The sequence below is a fragment of the Vibrio taketomensis genome (genome assembly GCF_009938165.1).
GTDB classification, from domain to species: Bacteria; Pseudomonadota; Gammaproteobacteria; order Enterobacterales; family Vibrionaceae; genus Vibrio; species Vibrio taketomensis.
The window spans coordinates 1,035,296-1,055,592 of the sequence record NZ_AP019649.1 but is presented as its reverse complement, the minus strand read 5'-3'; the positions used below and the strand labels follow the sequence as shown (position 1 = coordinate 1,055,592).

Genomic DNA, 20,297 nt, shown 5'->3' with positions numbered 1-20,297 from the left:
AGAGAGTGGGTAACTCGAGGATTTGGGTTGAGTTGCTCGTTTTCTTATGTATTCCAGCCAAAACTAGATGAATAAATACTGCATAAAACATGCATAAATGCATTCCTTCAATAAATTGTCTCAAACCTCGATTTTTACACAATTTACCAATGAGGGTTCACAGTGACTTCCACTCCTTACCCGTCGAGTATTTTCTCTTTGGTGTATATCGTTGAAGCCACTCTCCGTATGTCCTACGTGGAACGAAAATTATCGCCAGTATTAAGGCAACTAGCCCACCAAACTCTCCAAAAAAACCGATGCCAAGGATGGCTATTAATATAATAAGTCCGAGCCTAACCATAAATGCAGTTCTCGTTTTGTTTATATACGTAGCTTTTAACTTCGCTAATTCTCCATTCAAGTCGCCAAGTTCATGACCGTGAATTGTCCCTCTAGGGTGCTTTCTCGTTAGCATCGCGGGGGCTCCAACATAGTTGTGAACGGTAAACTGATAGTTTCCGTCCGTACCAGTCGTCTTCTGGTACGATACAGCTAGAACTCCTGTTGCTCCCAATTCACGACAATGCGAATACATCGATTGTCGCGCTTCATCAGGAGATTCACCACTCCCTACAACATACCAATCTGGTGTTTGGTGCAAATTCCAGCCTTCTATGCTGGTTCCTTTTGAGGTCAAGAGTTTGTTAGGTATTTCGTAAAGGAAGTTACTATCATTCAATAACTCTACATTTATTGCTTTATAACCTTTCGGGGATGGCTTTAGCTCAAAAGTGACATACACACCATCGTTAATGAAAGGGATCAACGAATAATCACAGTTGCGAAATGAAAAGTGATAACTCTTGTTGGTATCGACATCCATCACGTAGCCATATTGCTCCACTCCGTCGTATGACTTTATGACCCCATACATCATCTTTACCTCGGGAAATTATATTCAAACTAGATACACATAGGTGAAATATTAACCTCTTAATATTTTTTGGGGAGTACTGTGCCTATTGTTAAATGTGAACTTCATCATAGCTTGATTATATAACTCCAAAGTTCAACACAATGATTAATATGAAAGTTTAGATGTGTGGGGGCGAGACCACGGCCAACACCTCCCCACATCCATGAATCGGCGTGAAAAATTTATCCAATTTTTCAAAATCAGAAACTATCCTCTAGTTACAGATAGTCAATGTAGATATTGCAGCTAGCTTTATGTCGAAACTGAATCCAGACATGTAGACTTTGCCCGTCATCCGCTTACCAATACTGTGCCCGACAAGCTCTGCAATTAGGTCTTCATGGCAGTTATTGTTGAATAACGACGTTACGACGTAATGCCGTATTGAATGAAAAGTGATCGTAGAATCATTGAATGCTGCTTTGAATATGCCTGTAAACCATTTACTAGGAACTGGAGCATAGCCACCAACCTCACGATATGGCAGATCATTAAATAGTAATTCTGATTTTTCCCGCCTTGAACTAGCGGTATCAATAAGTCATGTAATTGAGAAGAGACGGAATATTTCTCCGGCTTGAACGGTTTTAAGGCGTTTAGTGTCCCCGCTGTCATTGATTGAAAGGAATGGCTTATTTGTAGGTGACATCACCTACGCGCATTTGTGCAATCTCGTTAAGCCTGCAACCTGTGAGAGCAGCTAATCTAGGTAAATATTCCAAGCACCCGCTCTATTTGATTGATCTGCTGGTTTGTATTGTCGAGTGATGCTGAATAGTTTTCTAACTCAGATTGCTCTAGAGCGCGTTTTGACTTATCCTCCTGATTTGATCTTTAACCTAAACCAGTCCGGTTCGTATGAAATCTCAAGCGACTAAAACATGATGAGAGAAGCGTAACTTTTTCTTTAATGTGGTTTCACTGCACGTTTGTGTCGCTTTCCACTTCTCTATATGGGATTTTCGAATGGTAGTGATTGTCGTGGAAGCATCGAGGGTCTTCGTAAATGTGAGCCAACAATTTCGATACTCCAACCGACTTTAGGTGCAAGATCAGTCAAAGCCTCTTCAACATACAGAGAATGAATGCATTTTGATACTTTGTCAGTTTCTCCCTTAAACTCTCTATAGATGGTTTGAACATCTTCTGGTGTGATATTTCCTATCGACGTGATTTTTAATGCTAGCGTTGAAGCTAAGTTGATTGCTTTAAGATAGTCACGGGTTCTTAAACTGAGCTTGGTCTGTCGATACGTTCCGTTATCAGCAACGTTCCAACGAAAGAATGATCCCTGTCCTACCACGCACTAGATACGTGCATTCCCGACGAGATGGATTGAGTGAAGATTGATGTGCCATTGTGCGCTCCATTGTGCCCTCTGGCAGCTCACTAGGCTTTAGAAACGAAAAGGCCTGAAAATCAGACCTTTATAATGTGGCGGTGAGTGAGAGATTCGAACTCTCGATACGTTGCCGTATACACACTTTCCAGGCGTGCTCCTTCAGCCACTCGGACAACTCACCAAATCAAATTGTGGTTAGCGCTACGCTAACGAGGCGCTAATTTAATGATTCTAGAGGGTTTGGTCAAGCTTAATCCTGAAAAAATCCGCCGATAGATGTCTGATTGGTTATCTATTGGCTAATCTGCTGAGAGTTTATCCGCTGTAACTGGCATGTAGTAGCCTGGCACGCGAAACCACTTGCGGCATGCATCCAAGAAGTAACCGTAAAAAACGCCCATCACACACGATACTAGTGCGTTAGAAGCGACTGCCGTCATGATCTGCTCAGTTGATGCGCCAACTACCAACAAGATGATGGCATAAACCGGAGATTGGAATAATACGTATGCCAACAAATCTGCGATGTTTTTCATAATTGACGTTGGCGATATACGGTGGCCTGTACGCAACATAAAGTCACGGAATACACCATATGGCCAAGCAATAGCGATGTTCACCGGAATCGATAAACAGCGTGATGCTAGTGATTGTTCAAATGTCATACCGGAGATAAATATCTCGATAAACATACCAGTAACAAAACAAAACACTACCATTGCAAAAGTATCAGCCAATGCACCTCGAATATTTAAAGCCCCAAAGACTTTCATTCCAACCTCAACATAAAAAACTAGTTAAATAGCCAAATTGCAACACCAATAACTATGATTAAGACCACCAGCTAGCAATTGGCGCTATTAAAACATTAATTTTCCAGTTTTAGATTCCATATTTTTTAATTAACGGTTAATAAACCACTGATTTTTGTTCAAAAGTAGCAAGTTTCACTAGAGGCGTTAGATTGTTATGGAATATTTATCGTGAGGATTAAACATCCTTTAATAACATGGTGAGCAAGTCTATTTCGTATTGTGAGGGCAAGGAACGATGTTCGATCATCTGCTTAAGCAAGGTCAATAGTTGGTCATGTTCGGTCGTTTCAAACTGAGTGTAGAAGCGCTGCAACATATCATTGACCTCACTCGAGTTGCGATTCTCTAATGCGATGTAGAGAGCAATCAACTCTTGCTCCGTATTAAATTTTACAGCTCTTTGATGAGGAGATTTGAATTGGTACAATTTATCTGCAAAACGGAACAGCATATCGTCGAGCTCTTTTTCATCGATCGGTTTGGAAACGATCGCATCCACACCCGCTGCGCGCATTCTGTCTTGAGTTTCTTTGAATAGATCGGCGGTACAGCCAAATATTAGCGTTTTCGCTTGTTTACTGTGCATCGCACGAATTTCATTGGTGGCACTAATGCCGTCTTTAATCGGCATGTGGTTATCCATCATAATTAAATCAAACTGGTGGCTTTGAAGCGTGTCTATCGCCTGTTGTCCATCGCCAACCACTTGGCATTCAAAACCCTTAGCAGACAGTAAGGTATTAATAATAATACTGTTAGTACGATTATCTTCCACAATAAGTACTTTTAATCCGCTGTAATCGAGCTTGTGATGCTCTACGATATCGGCTTGAGCGGGTAAGCAGGTATCCAAAGCCAAGAGTACATCAAACGTTGTACCCTTATTTAATTCACTTTGTACCGAGATATCACCCTGCATCAACTCACTGATCTGCTTAACAATGGATAACCCTAATCCCGTACCGCCAAATTTTCGCGTGGTAGAAGACTCAGCTTGCACAAACGGCTTAAATATTTTGTCTAACGAAGAGCGCGCAATACCGACACCCGAGTCAGTCACTTTAATATTCAGGCAGTTACGTCCATCTAAACTGACTTCATCAAAACTGATTTCCACAAAGCCACTAGCGGTAAACTTAACGGCATTGTTAAGCAAATTGAACAGCACCTGTCTTAAACGTGCTTTATCACCGTTGTACCAACGCAGCTTATCGATGTTATTGACGATCCTAAACTCGAGCCCCTTTTCTGCACACAAAGTGTGGTAAACGCTGTTAATGCTGCCCAAGATTGAAGAGAGTGGGAACGGCGCTTTTTCTAACTCTAAACGTCCCTGCTCAATTTTCGAGTAATCGAGGATCTCATTCAGCAGCATCATCATGTGATCGCCTGAATCATAGAGCGTTTTTAGGTGCTTTCTTTGCTCACTCGTAAGATCCGTTTTGAGTAATATCTGTGCGGTGCCGAGCACACCGTTCATTGGCGTGCGAACCTCATGAGAGATAGTGGCTAAAAACGCACTTTTTGCTTGCGTTGAAGCTTGTGCATTTTGCTTCTCTCGCTCTAGGTAACGTGTTTTCTCATTAAACACGTCTATTAGATGTTTGATCTCATCGTCCTGGCGGTAATCAATATCGATAACGCCCCCCTGTTTAGAATCATCGACATCACGCGCAATCCGCACGATAGGATCGATCAAGGTTCGGTTGATCACCACATAACCAATTAAGACACAAACCAACATCACTGGCATGATGCCCATTTCTACTTTCGAGACCAAATCATAGGTTTGATCCGCAACACGCTGATTGGCGTTCACGACATCTAAAGTCCAGCCAAAGTCCCCAAAGGTTTGATGGCTGATATAAATGCCTTCAACCAATTGTACGTTATGGTTGAGCACCACTTGATGATTTGCATCGCGTATAATAATCCCGAGCCCATATTGCTCTGCATGCGCTTTGATTGCATCGAGTAATCGAGTCAGTGATAAATCCACGGTAGCGACGCCAGCAAACTCCCCGTTGACATAATAGGGAGAGGAAGCAGTAATCATTTGCACATGGGTAAATGGGTCAATATAGACTGGAGACCAAACCACGCTACCAAGCGGCTCTATTTGAGCATCGCTGTACCATTGCTCCCCATCATAACCACCAAGGGTTGCATTGTTCCAAGAATAGATGCGCTCAACTTCACCCTCTGATGTGCGATTAACAAATAGGCTGTCATAGCTAACCTGGCCTTTGGTAATATTTGGATTTGGCCACAAGCCACCACTAACGGTTACCCCATCAAGAGAATGGAAAATGTTTTGCACTATCTGCGCTTGTAGCTCGGATGATTGACCTGTTCTAGCGATACCCACTAAGCTACTCAAAACCCCTAAAGAGGATTGAAAGGAGGTTTCGATTTCACTGGCAATAATTTGCGAGCGAGAGTCTAAGTTACGCATCAATTGTGCGCGAATAGGTGGCTCAACAGCAAAATAGCTCACGGCCCCAATGGTTGCGACCACCAGAGCAAGATAGAGGGCAAGAGCAACTATACTCTTACGTTTTAACGATGAACGTGCCGTCATAACCAACTGGGTTTTTGGAGTTTATAGATAATCAGTATACACAAGTCGGGCCAAGATACAGGTTTTCCATACTTTTCACTGAACCCAGTTCAAGTAAGTCGTCTTTACCTGAGTAACGTCAAGATGCAGAATTGAAAATCACTAGGTCGCCCACTCGTTGCCTTGTCTACAAACCAAGTCGTTCTCACTAAACTAAGTATCTTGAGGTTAATGGGCGTAGATAATATCGAACAGCAAACTATTTTTGTTAACAATGCCCTGATAGTATATGCCCATCCTATATCTCAAATTGAATCGGTATTGATTTTGACTTTAGAACAAATTCTCGCGCTACCTGAACTAGAAGGTAAGCTGATCAACAATGCAAAAACTCACGGCTTTGTTACGGCTATGGCGACTGCACCTCATATCCTTGACCCACATGAATGGCTACCGTTCCTTTGGGGCGGTGAAGAAGTTGCGCCATTCTCTGACGGTGAGCAGCTAGAGAGCTACATCGAGCAGGTGATCAATCTATGGAATCAATACCGCCCTGCTCTACTAAACAATGAGTGGCAATGGCCAGAAGGCTGCGCGCTAGACGAAGGAGAGATTGTAACTGAAGCAACTCGCGACTTCTGTGAAGGCTTGCTGCAAGGTTACCAACTGGCACGCGATGACTGGGAAGAAATCATGCCTGAAGATAGCCAAGACAACGCACTGTTAGGTGGTGTACTGCTGTCTCTGACTATGCTGTACGATCCAGAAACGTCTCTTACCACACTTGCTGCTCAAGGTTTTGAAGGCATGGATCAGTTTGAAGAGATCTTTAACGCTATTCCAACCATGCTGTGTGGTTTAACCATGCGTGGCGTTCAGTTGGTTGAGGCTGGTGAGTAGTAATCACTTGCTTTAACGCTATTGGTTCAAAGGCTTCACTAAGTGAAGCCTTTTTTGTTTGCGGTGAAAGCCATGAATAGCGATGAAATCGTTCGTCATTGCTCTCAGCAACCCTTATTTCATACGATGATAGTTTCAACCTTGAATTAATTTTTTCAACAAGCCAGAAACACCCAGAATAATGAAGGAACGACGCATAATATTAATTAGTCTAAATACTCTTCTTGCAGTTTTTGAAATAACTTTTCTCCCTCTGCAATATCTGTTTCGCTTAATCCAGATTTTATTGACGCTAGATTAGCGTCCCATTGTCCCTTATTTATCCCTATAACACGCTCTAGTGCTAAACGCATCCAGGCATAGGACTCAACTTTTTTCTGCTCAACACCCAGCCCCTTATAGTACATGATTGCAAGCTCCATTTGCGCCGAGCTGTCTCCTTGCTCAGAAGCCTGTTGCAGCCAATCTAGTGCTTGAGCATAATCTTGAACAACGGGCTCCGTGCCTTCTAGATACATCACCCCTAAAAAACGTTGTGCTGTAGGCTCTCCCTGCTGCGCTGCCAAAGTAAACCATTGATAAGCTTGTTGGTAATCTATTGAAACACCATGTCCCCAATAATAGGAAATACCAATAGACTCCTGAGCTCTTGAGTCGCCAGCTTGAGCGGCTTTCAGCAACCAGTAAGCTTCGATTTTCTCTGATCTTTCAACACCATCGCCAAAGCTGTATTTTTGAGCAATAGAGAGCATTGCTTGAATCTCCCCACTCGCTGCAGCACTGAGGCAATAATCAAAAGCAACTTGATTATCAAACTGACAGAGCTTCGCCTTGGCACCAGTATCACCCGTATCTGCTAACTGTTCCAGCCAATACTGAAGAGGTTCTTCAGAGCCCCAACCTGGGAATCTTTCATACAGTGCCACCATTGCCATAAGCCCTTCAGGCTCACCATTTAACGCTGCTTGGTAATGTTCTGCTAAAGGTGAAGCCATATTTTGGGGGACATCAACCTTGTCCTCATTAGCGCTAACTATGCCACTCGCTGTAAAAATCACCATCAACACAGAAAACAGATATTGAGTTTTGATCTTCATTGAATTAATACCTATCGTCATTATTTTCTGGGATCTGATAACGCTGTAAAGTCAGACTAATTGTTCCAATACAGGACCGAACTCGACCATTGATAATTCGCGTTCGGCGTCGTTATAGAGATATTCGTCTCGCACAATTTTCCCCCAGACCCAGGCATTGGGATAATCTTCTATTTCAAATAAGAATTCGGCATAGCTTTGCTGTGCTTCACCGTAACGTTGTTTCGCTGCCAATGATAGCCAACGGTTTGCAAGTTGTTGTTGCTTCGGAGAGGGAGGACTATAGGTGTAGCCAAAAACGGCATGAGGCACTAACTGATATTGTGCCGCAGCGTAACCATAAGCAGCAGCTTGTTCAATCAATTGAAGGCAGCGCTTTTCTGTTTCATTGCCGCAGCTAAGATTCGAAGCTAACTGAAGTCCAATAGCAGGGTCGGTTAAAGCGGCTTTTTCCTGCCATTTGAGACGCTCATTATCAGGAGCTCGGCGTGCAAGCAATAAAGCGGCTAACGGATGACCCGCTTCATCCGCTTTTATCGCCCACTCTTCAGCTCTAGCCCGCTTATCTTTAGCATATGATTCAAAGTATAACCCTGCTAATTGATACATTGCTTCGACATGTCCCTGACGTGCCGCACGCTTAAACCAAATAAAAGCAGAGTGGTTTAGTATTTTGACGTTCTGATGCATCGCCATCTGAAATTGCGCTTCAGCATCCCCTTGTCGCGCCGCTAGATAGATGGCTTTGAAGTCAGCAACAGGTTCTGCCGTTTCAACTATCTCCGTTGCCTTTGAATCAAGTGACTCTAATGGGGGTATCTGTTGATAATGACTGGCCATAAAACCCAGACAGAAAGCAATCAGCACTCCACCCACTAACATACTGTACTTCATATTTTTCCTTAAAAACTTATACACTTCTTCCTTGAAGTTGCCGCGTTACTGACTGAATTCACTCCCCCATTTACATCGCTTATTTATGCTCAGGGGCTTTATTCATTAGCCACTTAACGGACAACACCAATTATTTTGACATAGCACTATTTGCTTCAATTAATATCTTCTAGCAAGCGGGCTTCCAATGAACAATCGAATACTAAATAGGTATATTTATAAGGATTTTATTTTCTCACTAGAAATATATTTATCTTGCTCTTAACGTTCTATTCAACGGCGCTTTCTCAACCGTATTACCATGGAGAAAACCATCATCAGACGCATGGTTATATACCCAATAATGGGCTCATCACCTGTTGCGGCCACAAAAGCGATGTCTCAGAAACACGCTGTAATTAAGAGTACTAAGATGAAAGATAGTATTTAAAGCCACTTCCTAGGCACCAAGAAAGGGCTTGTTGCAAATAAATCGAGGGAACTAACTTCAACCATTCACTTTTCATTTATAGTTGAGAATTACGTCGACATTTTATGCAAGGCGTCGCGACAGTGGGGCCTTTTTGTTTATGGTCAAAGCAATAAAGGGCGAAATTCCTGACTACGGCAATCAGGAATGACAAATCTGGACTTTGGCTGTCAGAAATGGCAAGTCTAATCTTACACTATCTTCCCCCACTCAAACTGTTCGATGCGCTCATCAGCAATATAGAACAATTTATTTCCAGGCTTAATGACCGTCTCCAGATCTGGGTTTAACTCAATATTACCCTCGCCTTCAACCGCAATTAACGTTGCTTGATGGTGATTTTTCATAAACAAGAACACTTTCTCTACCGAAATCTCCAATGCCGTAGCCGGATAGTAGGTTGAGTATTGCGTCATTCCTCGAGTTGATGCCAATAACTCTTGATGCAAGGCACTTGAGCCAGGGTCGACGGCCGCTTTTGCCAACATCTCTGCACCCACTGCAGGAATACATTCCGCATTAGGGCAGTGCTGGCTCAATAGCGCGCTCAGAGCCTCGTCTTTAAAGTAAGCAACGAGATGAGCGTCAGGGTTGATATTCGTGCAGTAGAGCGCGGCAGAGAGCGTGATGTCGTCTTCTAAATTGTCCACCACGATACAACTCGCGACATCAATACGGGCATTTTTCATCTCTTGTGCATCGGTGTAGCTACTCACCTTAACAAACCCGATTTCACCCGGCAGCGGATTTTCAATATCTGAACGCGTACAAAGCACGATTGGACGATTCCCCTCTTCTTCGTGTTGCAACATGCGAATCAGATGCAGAGTGCGTTGACCATTCCAGCCCAATAATAAAATATGATTGTCAGTATTCACTTTTCTCTTCCCTAATACGCCTGCTCGCCAATAGTCGACAAGATTTGAACCAATACGCCCCAATATTGAAGCGAATAGTGCCAATCCACCTGGAATGATAAAGATCACCACCACCCATTTCCCCATGTCGGTTACGGGTGAATGATCGCCATAGCCCACCGTACTCGCAGTGACCATCAAGTAGTAAATAAAATTGGAGAAATTGTCCGTCAGCTCGTATTCACCCGTGAGCTTCAACAATAGCCATGATAAAACCACGTAAAGAGCGGTTAATAGCAGCAAATTACGAGTGCTGAGGTCAAATAAGGTCGCTTTCAATGCGCGCCTGAGATAAAGCCACAGTGTCATCAATCATTCCGCTGATTATTATGAACCATAGTGTAATTCAAGCAGATATAGTGAATTGATGCGAATAACGAACGATAAGATGAGAGGCTGCGCAAGCGGATAAAAAAAGCCAGCAAAACTGCTGGCTTGAAAATCATATTCTGAATCGTGTATCTAAACAGTCATTCAGTAAGGCAAATTAGGCATTGCCTTTCACTTGCATATTAAGCTGCTCGGCAAAATCAAGCATGCGGTTCAGTGGGATCAGTGATTTCACACGTAGTGCTTCATCAACAAAGATCTCATGTTGTTCACCGCCTTCTGTCAGTGCCGCTTCAATCGCTTGCAAGCCGTTCATAGCCATCCAAGGGCAGTGTGCGCAGCTACGACAAGTCGCGCCTGCGCCCGCTGTTGGCGCTTCAATCAGTTCTTTCTCAGGCACAAGCTGTTGCATCTTAAAGAAGATGCCTTTGTCTGTCGCCACAATCATTTTTTGTTGTGGTAGCTCTTTGGCTGCCTTGATTAACTGGCTAGTTGAACCAACTGCATCAGCAAGCTCTACAACGCTTGCTGGTGATTCTGGGTGAACCAATACCGCTGCATCAGGGTAAAGCGTTTTCGCTTTACGCAGTGCATCAGCAGAGAACTCATCGTGAACAACACACTCACCTTGCCATAGCAGCATATCTGCGCCAGTTTTGTTAGCGATGTATGAACCTAAGTGGCGGTCTGGGCCCCAAATGATTGGCTTATCTTCACTGTCTAGGTGCTCGACGATTTCAAGCGCGATGCTTGAGGTAACCACCCAATCAGCACGTGCTTTAACCGCTGCAGAAGTGTTTGCATAAACCACAACAGTGTGGTCTGGGTGCGCATCACAAAACTCAGTGAATTTATCTGCAGGACAGCCCAAGTCAAGTGAGCATTCCGCATCAAGTGTTGGCATCAAAATACGTTTTTCAGGAGTAAGAATCTTCGCTGATTCACCCATAAAACGAACGCCAGCAATGATCAATGTACTCGCAGAATGACGGTTACCAAACTTCGCCATCTCCAATGAGTCACCAACAAAACCACCCGTCTCTTCCGCTAATGCTTGGATCTCGGGATCGGTGTAATAGTGGGCGATCAATACCGCATCTTTTTCTTTAAGCAAACGCTTAATGTTTTCGATATGAGCGCGCTTTTGTTCATCGCTTAATGGTTTTGGTTTTGGAGGGAAAGGATAAACTGTATCGATTTTATCTAAAATGTGACTCATTGCTCTGCTCTACGCAACTTCCGTTAGTCCGAGTATTGTAACTCCGATCGATATCAAGAATCAAAGCGCTTTGGCTGATACTCGCTGATAGCGTTATTGCGAGTTGCACTGAGCCGTAAACAAAAAAAGGTGCCGAAGCACCTCTTTCAAAAGCTCAATGTTTTACTTTAGCTTTTCTTGCACCATATTGGCTGAAGCGCTACCAGGGTATTCAGTTACCACTTGTTGATAGTACTTTTTCGCTTGCTCAGCGTTATTGTTACGCTCTGCAATATCCCCCAATTTCACTAACGCATCAGCGCGTTTGTTTGAATCTGGGTACGCCACAACTGCAGCAAAACTCTTCACTGCTTCTTTATCTTGCTTTTTAGCGAAATAAAGCTGACCTAACCAATAATGGGAATTTGGCATAAAGGTAGAATCAGGGAAGTCTTTTTGGAACTGCACAAACGCTGCAATAGCGCCTGCGTAGTCACGCTTTTTGAGGATCAAATCGACCGCATTTTGATACGCGGTTTGTTCGTCCACATTACTGCTAAACGTTCCTTGCGGTTCTTTTTTTGCCGTTGGTTTTTCAACTGGCGCGACAACTGGCGTTGCTTTTTCTTGTCGAACTTTATCGAGCTCGATGAACAGCTCGCGCTGACGTTGCAACATTTGTTGCATGTCATAATTATTCTTTTCAATTTGACCACGTAAATCGCTGATTTCAAGTGCCATTGAGTCCACTTGTTGCTGCAATTGTAATTGCACGCGATTACGGTTTTCCAGCAGTCGTTCTAGACGCTGAATGTCGTTCTCATTTGAAGAAAAGGAAGAATTGGCTGAGCTGCCACTGAGATCGGCTACTGGAGCTGGTGCAGCGAACGCTAGGTTCGCTGCACTTGCCAGTAACGTAAGCGAAAAAACATGCTTTAAGTTACTGAACATGAGGTCGTCCTCGAATTAGTACACTAGAACTGCGCGGCGGTTCTTAGCGTATGCTTCGTCAGACTGACCTAGAACTAGCGGCTTCTCTTCACCGTAGCTTACGATAGCGATTTGGTCAGCCTGTACACCTAGTGCTTGTAGGTACATAGATACTGCTTGTGCACGACGTTCACCAAGAGCGATGTTGTACTCAGGAGTACCGCGCTCATCCGCGTGACCTTCGATAGTAACTTTGATTGCTGGGTTAGAGCTTAGGTACTTAGCGTGCAGCGCTAGTACTTTTTCGTAGTCGCTAGCAATAGTTGCATTGTCGAACGCGAAGTAAATAGTTGAAGCTTGCATTACTTGATCTTTAAGCTCTTGCTCAGCTAATTGACCTTGCTCATCAATCGGAGTTGTTACTGTTGTTGATGAACCATTGTTGTTAGTTTCTGAGCCAGCCGCATTTGCAGCATCGTCGCTTGAACTACATGCCGTAACCGCTAGAACTGGTAGTGCAATTAGTAGCCCTTTAAGAACTTTGTTAAGTTGCATTTGTGTTTTCCTTACTATTTTAAACTTACTTGCTACAAAAACGGTGACCATGCCGGAGCGCGGACGCGACCATTTGTTGCTGGTAAACGAGCTTTAAAGCGGCCATCTATTGAAACCATCGATAGTACGTTGGTCTTGTTATAGATAGAGCTGTAAATAACCATGCCACCATTTGGCGCGATACTTGGAGATTCGTCCAAAAGTGTCTTGGTTAATATTTGTACTGCACCCGATTCCAGATCTTGTTTGGCAAGGTTAAAGCCTGAGTTGCTTCTATTTACCATAACCAAATAACGACCATCTGGCGTAATTTGGCCACCCAGGTTTTGGCTACCCTGCCAAGTTATACGGCTTGTGGCACCGTCTGCCAAATTTACTCGATAAATCTGAGGTTTACCACCCCGATCGGAAGTGAAGATCAAGGATTTTCCATCAGGGTGCCAAAATGGTTCTGTATTATTTGATCTGCCCCGCGTAATTTGCGTTAACTTTCGTGTCGCTAGATCGAGTGTATAAACCTGCAAGCTACCCGTTTTCGACAATACTAGAGCAAGTGTTTTACCATCCGGTGAAAAACGTGGTGCACCGTTGTGACGTGGGTAAGAAGTAATCTTTTCACTCTTGCCGGTGTAAATGTTCATGATGAAAATTTCCGCCTGGCCGTCTTGGAAACTCACATACGCCAGTTGTTTTCCATCTGGTGACCAAGCAGGTGACATTAGAGGTTGCTTAGAACGCAATACTAAACGCTCGTTGTATCCGTCATAATCCGCCACACGCAGTTGGTATGGGTATGGGTCTTTGTCATTCACCACTACGTAAGCAATGCGCGTTAAGAATGCGCCGCGCTCGCCAGTTAGTTTTTCGTAAACAAGGTCTGAAATGCGGTGCGCATACTCACGTAGACGATTTTTCGGCACCACTGCACGTTTGTTAAACAGCACATGATCGCGAGAAAGTATAAGATCACCATCGGCGCCGAGTGCTTTACTTTGACCTTTGGTCAATTGGCCACGCGCAACGTCAATCAATTGGTAATTGATCACGTAGTCGCCCTTTGCGTCTGTGGTAATTGTGCCTGTTAGCAGAGAGTCGACCCCAATACGTGTCCATGCTTCAAAATTAATTTCAGCATCAGTATAAGGCGTTTGAGGCATGTTGTTAGTCGCAACAGGGCTGAACTTACCACTACGTTGTAAGTCAGAGGCAATCACTGCCGAAACATCTTGCGGCAGTGGCGCTGCGCCTTCCCATTTAAATGGTACGATAGCAATCGGGCGAGCCGAGTCGATACCATCTGTGATCACCAATTCCAGTGCCGCATTGGCTACTTGAATGGTGCTCGAAACAATCAGTACGAGTCCTAATATTAATCGCTTTAACACAAGCTCATCCTTTCATTAAAGTTCAACAGTTAGGTTAATATTCTTTAGTTTACTAACCACACTCGGGTCGGTAGGCAGCGGGAAGCTAGTAACTTGTGACACGGCACGCTCCGTTGCTGCGCACACTCGGTTATCGCCTTCTAGAACGCTAAACTTACTGACAATCGCACCTGCCCCAGTCGAAATGAGACGTAAGTTAACTCGACAGGACTTTCCCCGAAAGTAGTCCTCCACCAATAGCTTATCTTTGATAAGTTGCGTATAGATGGCACCATAACGAGCAACTTCACTATCAACAAACTGGCCGCGTGCCGCACTGTTTTGTTCTGCTTCACTTTCTAACCCAGAGAAGATGTCATCCAAAGCCGCTTCTTGCTCTTTACGCTCGCGCTCTAAACGTTCTAAACGTTCTTTTTCTTTGCGCGCTTTTTCTGCGGCTTCTTTCGCTGCTTTTTCTTTAGCAATACGCTCTTTCTCTGCTCGCTCTGCAGCGTCACGCTCTTTACGCGCTTTCTCTTCGGCCGCTTTTGCTTGTTTTTCACGCTCGATACGCTGCTGCTCTGCTTTCGCTGCTGCAGCTTCTTTTTCGATGCGCTCTTTTTCAGCTTTGCTATTGCCGCTTCTTTATTTATGTTCTTTTCGTTGTTGTTCGCTCTTTCTCTTTGCGAACTTTCTTTCTTTTGTCTTTCTTTTTGTTGTTTTCCGCTTCGCGTGCTGCTTTTGCTTCTCTTGCTTGCTGCTCTTTCAGTTTACGAATGCGTTCTTCTTCCGCTTTACGGTTTTTCTCAAGCTGTTCACTTTCACGACGGAGTTTATCAAGGCGGTCTTGCTCTTTACGTGAGGCTTCTTCGCGCTGTTTGCGAATTTGCTGCGCTTGCTGGCGCACCAACGCAGGGTCAATCACTACCGCCTCAACCATTCCCGCCGTTGGCGTAGGTTCTGACATCGTGAAATCGGTACCCCAGATAAGTGCTGCAATTAAAGTCGCATGCAGGGCCACCGATACTAAGATCGGTTTGCCCATTTTGTTTTTATTTAGCTTATGGTCTTTCATGCAGTGAACGACTTATTCCTTGATGTCCGTTAGCAGACCGACTTTGGCAATGCCTGCTTGGCTCAACTCATCCAATATCAATACAATCTCTGCGTATGGTGTCGCTGCATCTCCACCCACCGCAACTGGTGAGTTAGGTTTTAAGCTCAGCTCTGCTTTTACACGTACGATCAGATCTTGCAAAGAAATACCACGAATCACTTCTTCGTCGTTGACGCTCAAGCCAAAATTACCATCGCGATCTACTTCAACGATGATAAAGCTTGCATCACTGTCACCCGCCAAATCTTGGGCTGGGGTCGCGCTCTCAGTTTTTGGTAGTTCAACTTCCACACCTTGAGTAACGAACGGTGAAGTCACCATAAAGATGATCAACAATACCAACATCACATCGATGTATGGTACTACGTTGATCTCTGCCGTCATTTTACGCTTTTTAGGTTGATAACCCGCCATGCGTTACTCCCTTCCCGCCATCACTTGACGGTGCAGAATGCTATGAAACTCTTCTGAGAAGGTCGCGTAGTTATGCTCAAGCTTAGAAACTTTGTTGCTTAGACGGTTGTATGCCATAACTGCTGGAATAGCGGCGAACAAGCCCATTGCTGTCGCGACCAACGCTTCGGCGATACCTGGTGCTACCATAGCAAGGGTGGCTTGTTTCACTTCGCCCAGCGCGATGAAGGCGTGCATGATGCCCCATACCGTACCAAATAGACCAATGTATGGACTGATTGAGCCAACGGTTGCCAAAAATGGTAGACTGGTTTCTAGCTCGTCTACTTCACGCGCAACTGCAACGCGCATAGCACGGCCTGTACCTTCCATAATGTAGTCTGGTGAATTCGCATTCGATTTATGTAAACGCGCAAATTCGCTAAAACCTGAGTAGAAAATTTCTTCAGTACCTGAGAGTTCATCTTTGCGTTTTGCCACCGCTTGGTAAATCACAGATAGGTCTGTACCTGACCAGAATTTGTCTTCAAACGCTTCTGTGTCTTTTGCTGCTTGAGAAAGCACTTTACTGCGCTTTATGATCATCGCCCATGAGGCAATCGACATACCAAGAAGAATCAGCATTACCATTTTTACGAGCAAGCTCGCCTGCAAAAACAGATCAAGAATTGAGATATCAGCGGTCACTTCCAGAAAACTCCATAAATATTGCTTGAGGAATCGCAGTTGGTTTCATCCTCTGATTGTCGATACATGCTACCTTAACCATGGCGCGGCACAATGTCTTGCCGTCAGGATTTACGATCTCCTGACAGAATGTTAACGATGCTTTTTTTAACTCGGCGATCGAAGTATTCACCAGTAATTGATCATCAAGCCTTGCACCCTGTAAATAATCGATGTCCATATGTCGGACTACAAAACCAATATTTTGTTCCAAAAGTGCATGTTGTGAAACGCCAACACTGCGAAGCATCTCCGTTCTTGCCCTTTCAAAATACTTTAAATAGTTGGAATGATAGACCACACCACCGGCATCGGTATCTTCATAATAGACCGTGACAGGCCATGAAAATATTTCCAAAGTGTTACTCACAATATTACCCGTAAATCCTTTGTTTAACGCAATACTATAACGCATTACAACGACTTATGTGCAAGCGCTAAAAGCTGAATTCTGATGTTAGACGAAAAAAAAGCGCCTGATATAAAAATCAGGCGCTTTTTCAATGGTTTCTTGATGAGTATTTAGGCAATTATTGCTACAAAACGTAAGCGATTGTTAAGTAGCTCAAGATGCCCAAACTGATGTATGGGCTAAATAAAACCTGCCAATACCAATTTCTTGGTTTGAAAGACAAGCCAAACACCATACTTGAACACACTGCCCAAATCAGCAATGGTGAAATAAATGCGTTAAAGCCACCAATTGCTTCTGAATAAGCATGAGGGTTCCACATTAGCATCGCAACATGGAAGAAGCCCAGCACCAAAGATAAAACTCGCAGTGGAGCTTTATCTAACGGCGCATGTATTTTTGTCATCAAGTCAGTGAGATTATTCACTGTCTTTGTCCATCATTTCTGTGTGCTCTAACCAAAGAGCGTTGATGATACCGAATGCACAAGCAAGTAGTACACCTAGGATCCATGCGAAATACCACATAGTAATTGCTCCTTAGTAAAGTGAGTGTTTGTTATCTTCAATATACTTGTTATCCAAGCGACCAAACATTTTGTAGTAACCCCAAGTGGTGTAACCAAGAATGATTGGAACGAACACAGCAGCAACCGCTGTCATTAGGTTCAGTGTAAGCTCAGATGACGTTGCATCCCACATGGTCAAACTATGTGATGGTTCAAGGCTTGAAGGCATGATGAACGGGAACATAGAGAAACCAGCAGTTAGGATAACACCCGCGTTACCTAGGCTTGAGAATAGGAAAGCAAAGCCACCTTTCTCAAAGCGTGATGCGATTACCGCTAGAAGAGGCATAAACACACCCAGTGCAGGCGCAGCCCACATTAGAGGGTAAGTGTGGAAGTTATTCATCCACGCACCTACTTCACGCACTACCTCTTTGTTAAGAGGGTTCGAAGCCGCGTTGTGGTCGATTACTGTTGTAATAACGTAACCTTCCATGTTTTGGATCCAGAAACCAGCTGCAACAAATGCTGCCACTGTTAGTAGACCCATAAGCTGAGCTACAGAGCGTGCGCGAACATGCAGTTCGTCAGTGGTTTTCATTTGTAGCCAAGTAGAACCTTGCATCAGAATCATAAACACACTTACTAGGCCACAAAGCAGCGCAAATGGGTTTAGTAGACCGAAGAATGAGCCGTGGTAAGTCGGCATCATAAAGTCACTTAGTTGGAATGGAACGCCTTGTAGAAGGTTACCAAACGCCACACCGAAGATCAGTGGTGGAACAAAACCGCTGATTGAAATCGCGATATCCCACGAACGGCGCCATTTTGGCTCTTCAATTTTTGAACGGTAGTCCAAACCAAGCGGACGTAGCCATAGCGCAGCTAGCGTCAAGATCATTGCTAGGTAGAAACCAGAGAATGACGCTGCGTATACTAGTGGCCAAGCTGCAAATAGCGCACCACCTGCGGTGATTAGCCATACTTGGTTGCCGTCCCAGTGCGGTGCGATCGAGTTGATCATCACACGGCGTTCATTGTCACTTTTACCAATGATTGGCACTAGTGCACCCACGCCCATATCGAAACCATCTGTGATGGCAAAACCTATCATTAGAACGCCAATTAGCACCCACCAGATAAGTCGTAAGATTTCGTAATCAAACATAATCTGTCTCCTTGCCTTATGCTTCTACTTGGCGGCTAACTTTGTCTTCTACAGAGTCAGCGTTTTGCTCAAAGTGGTAGCGACCTGTTTTCAGGCTGCTAGGACCTTTGCGAGCGAATTTAACCATTAGGTACACTTCTGCAATTAAGAACACAGTGTACAGCGCAAGGATGGCAAATAGTGATGTCCAGATTTCGCCAGCAGTCAGAGCTGATGCCGCAACATGTACCGGTAGAATTTCACCTACTGCCCATGGTTGACGGCCAAATTCTGCCACGAACCAACCTGCTTCAACCGCAATCCATGGTAGTGGAATACTGAATAGCGCCGCTTTAAGTAGCCAAGGTTTTTGTTCGATTTTTTGACGACAAGTTTGGATAAATGCCATACCAAATACGAATAGCATTACGAAACCACAGCCAACCATGATACGGAATGACCAGAATAGCGGCCAAACTTCTGGGATAGAGTCATCCGCAGCCGCTTGGATTTGCGATTCAGTCGCATCCGTTACTTTGTCGGTGTAACGTTTTAGAAGTAGACCGTAACCTAGGTCATCTTTTACTTCGTCAAACGCTGCTTTGTTCGCTTCAGATTTATCACCAGCGCGTAGTTTTTCAAGCAACTCGTAGGCGTACATACCGTTACGGATACGCTCAACGTGTTGTTCACGAAGGTCAACTAGGCCCGTTACTTGTGTGTCAAGAGAACGTGTCGCAATGATACCCATTACGTATGGGATCTTAATTGCGTATTCTGTTTCCATCTTATCTTGGCTTGGGAAACCAACAACAGTGAACGCCGCTGGTGCAGGTTCAGTGTGCCATTCAGCCTCAATTGCTGCTAGCTTCACTTTTTGCACGTCGCCTAGTTCGTAACCTGATTCGTCACCAAGGATGATAGTAGACAGAATTGCTGCCATACCGAACGATGCTGCGATAGCAAATGAACGGCGTGCAAACGCAACATCACGGCCTTTTAGTAGATACCATGAGCTGATGCCTAGAATGAACATTGCACCTGTAGTGTAACCTGACGCTACAGTGTGAACGAATTTCACCTGTGCTACTGGGTTTAGAACCACTTCAGCAAAGCTCACCATTTCCATACGCATGGTTTCGAAGTTGAATTCTGCGCCCACTGGGTGTTGCATCCAGCCGTTTGCTACAAGAATCCATAGTGCTGAGAAGTTCGAACCGATTGCCACTAACCAAGTTACAACAAGGTGTTGACGCTTAGATAGGCGATCCCAACCAAAGAAGAATAAGCCAACGAAAGTGGATTCTAAGAAAAAGGCTACTAGAGCTTCAATGGCGAGCGGTGCACCGAAGATGTCACCAACGTAGTGAGAGTAATATGACCAGTTAGTACCAAACTGGAACTCCATGGTTAGGCCTGTTGCCACACCTAGAGCGAAGTTAATACCGAAAAGCTTACCCCAGAACTTAGTCATGTCCTTGTAGATTTGCTTGTTGGTCATTACGTACATCGATTCCATGATGGCAAGTAAAAATGCCATACCTAGAGTCAACGGTACAAATAGGAAGTGATACATCGCTGTCAGTGCGAACTGCAACCGCGATAGATCAACTATGTCAATCATGGGAACTCCTATGTGTCGGC

At 44.3% G+C, this 20,297-nt stretch carries 19 protein-coding genes, 1 tRNA gene and 1 pseudogene; 1 reads left to right on the top strand and 20 read right to left on the bottom strand.

All coding sequences use genetic code 11. The features are described 5' to 3' along the window. Positions 1 to 157: 157 nt before the first annotated feature. The 5 genes from Vt282_RS04895 to Vt282_RS04875 form a co-directional block, all read right to left on the bottom strand. Complete coding sequence (locus Vt282_RS04895; protein ID WP_162046690.1) at positions 158 to 865, bottom strand: hypothetical protein; 708 nt, start codon at positions 863 to 865, stop codon at positions 158 to 160. Positions 866 to 1,172: 307 nt separating this feature from the next. Next, complete coding sequence (locus tag Vt282_RS21640; protein ID WP_415663442.1) at positions 1,173 to 1,445, bottom strand: site-specific integrase; 273 nt, start codon at positions 1,443 to 1,445, stop codon at positions 1,173 to 1,175. A 948-nt stretch (positions 1,446 to 2,393) separates the two neighbouring features. After that, positions 2,394 to 2,481: transfer RNA gene (locus tag Vt282_RS04885), tRNA-Ser, on the bottom strand. A gap of 118 nt (positions 2,482 to 2,599) precedes the next feature. Further along, positions 2,600 to 3,073 carry an L-alanine exporter AlaE gene (locus Vt282_RS04880; protein WP_162046692.1) on the bottom strand — a complete coding sequence of 158 codons (474 nt, stop codon included), beginning with the start codon at positions 3,071 to 3,073 and terminating at the stop codon, positions 2,600 to 2,602. A gap of 217 nt (positions 3,074 to 3,290) precedes the next feature. Beyond that, complete coding sequence (locus Vt282_RS04875; RefSeq protein ID WP_162062706.1) at positions 3,291 to 5,696, bottom strand: hybrid sensor histidine kinase/response regulator; 2,406 nt, start codon at positions 5,694 to 5,696, stop codon at positions 3,291 to 3,293. 306 nt (positions 5,697 to 6,002) lie between these two features. On the opposite strand from Vt282_RS04875, the gene Vt282_RS04870 reads away from it, so the two are divergent. Beyond that, positions 6,003 to 6,575, top strand: coding sequence for a UPF0149 family protein (locus Vt282_RS04870; RefSeq protein WP_162062705.1), 573 nt, complete (start codon positions 6,003 to 6,005; stop codon positions 6,573 to 6,575). A 206-nt stretch (positions 6,576 to 6,781) separates the two neighbouring features. On the opposite strand, the gene Vt282_RS04865 is transcribed toward Vt282_RS04870, so the two are convergent. The 15 genes and pseudogenes from Vt282_RS04865 to cydA all read right to left on the bottom strand — a co-directional run bounded on the left by Vt282_RS04865 (position 6,782) and on the right by cydA (position 20,277). Next, a complete protein-coding gene (locus tag Vt282_RS04865) occupies positions 6,782 to 7,672 on the bottom strand; it encodes a tetratricopeptide repeat protein (RefSeq protein ID WP_162062704.1) in 891 nt (296 codons plus the stop codon). A gap of 51 nt (positions 7,673 to 7,723) precedes the next feature. Continuing rightward, complete coding sequence (locus tag Vt282_RS04860; protein ID WP_162062703.1) at positions 7,724 to 8,590, bottom strand: tetratricopeptide repeat protein; 867 nt, start codon at positions 8,588 to 8,590, stop codon at positions 7,724 to 7,726. Between the two features lie 636 nt (positions 8,591 to 9,226). Beyond that, a complete protein-coding gene (locus tag Vt282_RS04855; RefSeq protein WP_162062702.1) occupies positions 9,227 to 10,261 on the bottom strand; it encodes a potassium channel family protein in 1,035 nt (344 codons plus the stop codon). A 178-nt stretch (positions 10,262 to 10,439) separates the two neighbouring features. Beyond that, the gene (gene nadA / locus Vt282_RS04850) at positions 10,440 to 11,501 is read right to left on the bottom strand and encodes a quinolinate synthase NadA (protein WP_162046698.1); all 1,062 of its coding nucleotides are present in this window, start codon (positions 11,499 to 11,501) and stop codon (positions 10,440 to 10,442) included. Positions 11,502 to 11,663: 162 nt separating this feature from the next. Then, positions 11,664 to 12,431 carry a tol-pal system protein YbgF gene (gene ybgF, locus Vt282_RS04845; RefSeq protein ID WP_162046699.1) on the bottom strand — a complete coding sequence of 256 codons (768 nt, stop codon included), beginning with the start codon at positions 12,429 to 12,431 and terminating at the stop codon, positions 11,664 to 11,666. Positions 12,432 to 12,446: 15 nt separating this feature from the next. Beyond that, positions 12,447 to 12,965 (bottom strand): peptidoglycan-associated lipoprotein Pal, encoded by a 519-nt coding sequence (gene pal / locus Vt282_RS04840; protein ID WP_162046700.1) that lies wholly within the window; start codon positions 12,963 to 12,965, stop codon positions 12,447 to 12,449. A 32-nt stretch (positions 12,966 to 12,997) separates the two neighbouring features. Next, the gene (tolB, locus tag Vt282_RS04835) at positions 12,998 to 14,350 is read right to left on the bottom strand and encodes a Tol-Pal system beta propeller repeat protein TolB (RefSeq protein ID WP_162062701.1); all 1,353 of its coding nucleotides are present in this window, start codon (positions 14,348 to 14,350) and stop codon (positions 12,998 to 13,000) included. Positions 14,351 to 14,365: 15 nt separating this feature from the next. Next, a pseudogene (gene tolA / locus Vt282_RS04830) lies at positions 14,366 to 15,404 on the bottom strand (cell envelope integrity protein TolA). A gap of 12 nt (positions 15,405 to 15,416) precedes the next feature. After that, positions 15,417 to 15,860, bottom strand: coding sequence for a protein TolR (gene tolR / locus Vt282_RS04825; protein ID WP_162062700.1), 444 nt, complete (start codon positions 15,858 to 15,860; stop codon positions 15,417 to 15,419). Between the two features lie 3 nt (positions 15,861 to 15,863). Further along, positions 15,864 to 16,547 carry a protein TolQ gene (gene tolQ, locus Vt282_RS04820; RefSeq protein ID WP_162046704.1) on the bottom strand — a complete coding sequence of 228 codons (684 nt, stop codon included), beginning with the start codon at positions 16,545 to 16,547 and terminating at the stop codon, positions 15,864 to 15,866. After that, the gene (gene ybgC / locus Vt282_RS04815) at positions 16,537 to 17,001 is read right to left on the bottom strand and encodes a tol-pal system-associated acyl-CoA thioesterase (protein WP_232055106.1); all 465 of its coding nucleotides are present in this window, start codon (positions 16,999 to 17,001) and stop codon (positions 16,537 to 16,539) included. Before ybgC ends, tolQ begins: the two co-directional genes overlap by 11 nt. Positions 17,002 to 17,122: 121 nt before the next feature. Further along, complete coding sequence (ybgE, locus tag Vt282_RS04810) at positions 17,123 to 17,425, bottom strand: cyd operon protein YbgE (RefSeq protein ID WP_162046705.1); 303 nt, start codon at positions 17,423 to 17,425, stop codon at positions 17,123 to 17,125. Continuing rightward, complete coding sequence (gene cydX / locus Vt282_RS04805) at positions 17,418 to 17,525, bottom strand: cytochrome bd-I oxidase subunit CydX (protein ID WP_000270285.1); 108 nt, start codon at positions 17,523 to 17,525, stop codon at positions 17,418 to 17,420. The genes ybgE and cydX overlap by 8 nt, the downstream gene beginning before the upstream one ends. Positions 17,526 to 17,537: 12 nt before the next feature. Further along, positions 17,538 to 18,674 carry a cytochrome d ubiquinol oxidase subunit II gene (gene cydB, locus Vt282_RS04800; protein WP_162046706.1) on the bottom strand — a complete coding sequence of 379 codons (1,137 nt, stop codon included), beginning with the start codon at positions 18,672 to 18,674 and terminating at the stop codon, positions 17,538 to 17,540. 16 nt (positions 18,675 to 18,690) lie between these two features. After that, on the bottom strand, positions 18,691 to 20,277 hold the full coding sequence (gene cydA / locus Vt282_RS04795) for a cytochrome ubiquinol oxidase subunit I (RefSeq protein WP_162046707.1): 1,587 nt from the start codon (positions 20,275 to 20,277) through the stop codon (positions 18,691 to 18,693). Positions 20,278 to 20,297: the final 20 nt, after the last annotated feature.

Coding starts and splice junctions, on each gene's coding strand:
- tolR (WP_162062700.1), bottom strand. CDS start 15,860: ATGGCGGGTTATCAACCTAAAAAGCGTAAAATGACGGCAGAGATCAAC.
- Vt282_RS04875 (WP_162062706.1), bottom strand. CDS start 5,696: ATGACGGCACGTTCATCGTTAAAACGTAAGAGTATAGTTGCTCTTGCC.
- cydB (WP_162046706.1), bottom strand. CDS start 18,674: ATGTTTGATTACGAAATCTTACGACTTATCTGGTGGGTGCTAATTGGC.
- Vt282_RS04880 (WP_162046692.1), bottom strand. CDS start 3,073: ATGAAAGTCTTTGGGGCTTTAAATATTCGAGGTGCATTGGCTGATACT.
- nadA (WP_162046698.1), bottom strand. CDS start 11,501: ATGAGTCACATTTTAGATAAAATCGATACAGTTTATCCTTTCCCTCCA.
- Vt282_RS04855 (WP_162062702.1), bottom strand. CDS start 10,261: ATGACACTGTGGCTTTATCTCAGGCGCGCATTGAAAGCGACCTTATTT.
- Vt282_RS04865 (WP_162062704.1), bottom strand. CDS start 7,672: ATGAAGATCAAAACTCAATATCTGTTTTCTGTGTTGATGGTGATTTTT.
- cydA (WP_162046707.1), bottom strand. CDS start 20,277: ATGATTGACATAGTTGATCTATCGCGGTTGCAGTTCGCACTGACAGCG.
- ybgF (WP_162046699.1), bottom strand. CDS start 12,431: ATGTTCAGTAACTTAAAGCATGTTTTTTCGCTTACGTTACTGGCAAGT.
- ybgC (WP_232055106.1), bottom strand. CDS start 17,001: ATGCGTTATAGTATTGCGTTAAACAAAGGATTTACGGGTAATATTGTG.
- pal (WP_162046700.1), bottom strand. CDS start 12,965: ATGCAACTTAACAAAGTTCTTAAAGGGCTACTAATTGCACTACCAGTT.
- Vt282_RS04895 (WP_162046690.1), bottom strand. CDS start 865: ATGGATGTCGATACCAACAAGAGTTATCACTTTTCATTTCGCAACTGT.
- cydX (WP_000270285.1), bottom strand. CDS start 17,525: ATGTGGTATTTCGCATGGATCCTAGGTGTACTACTTGCTTGTGCATTC.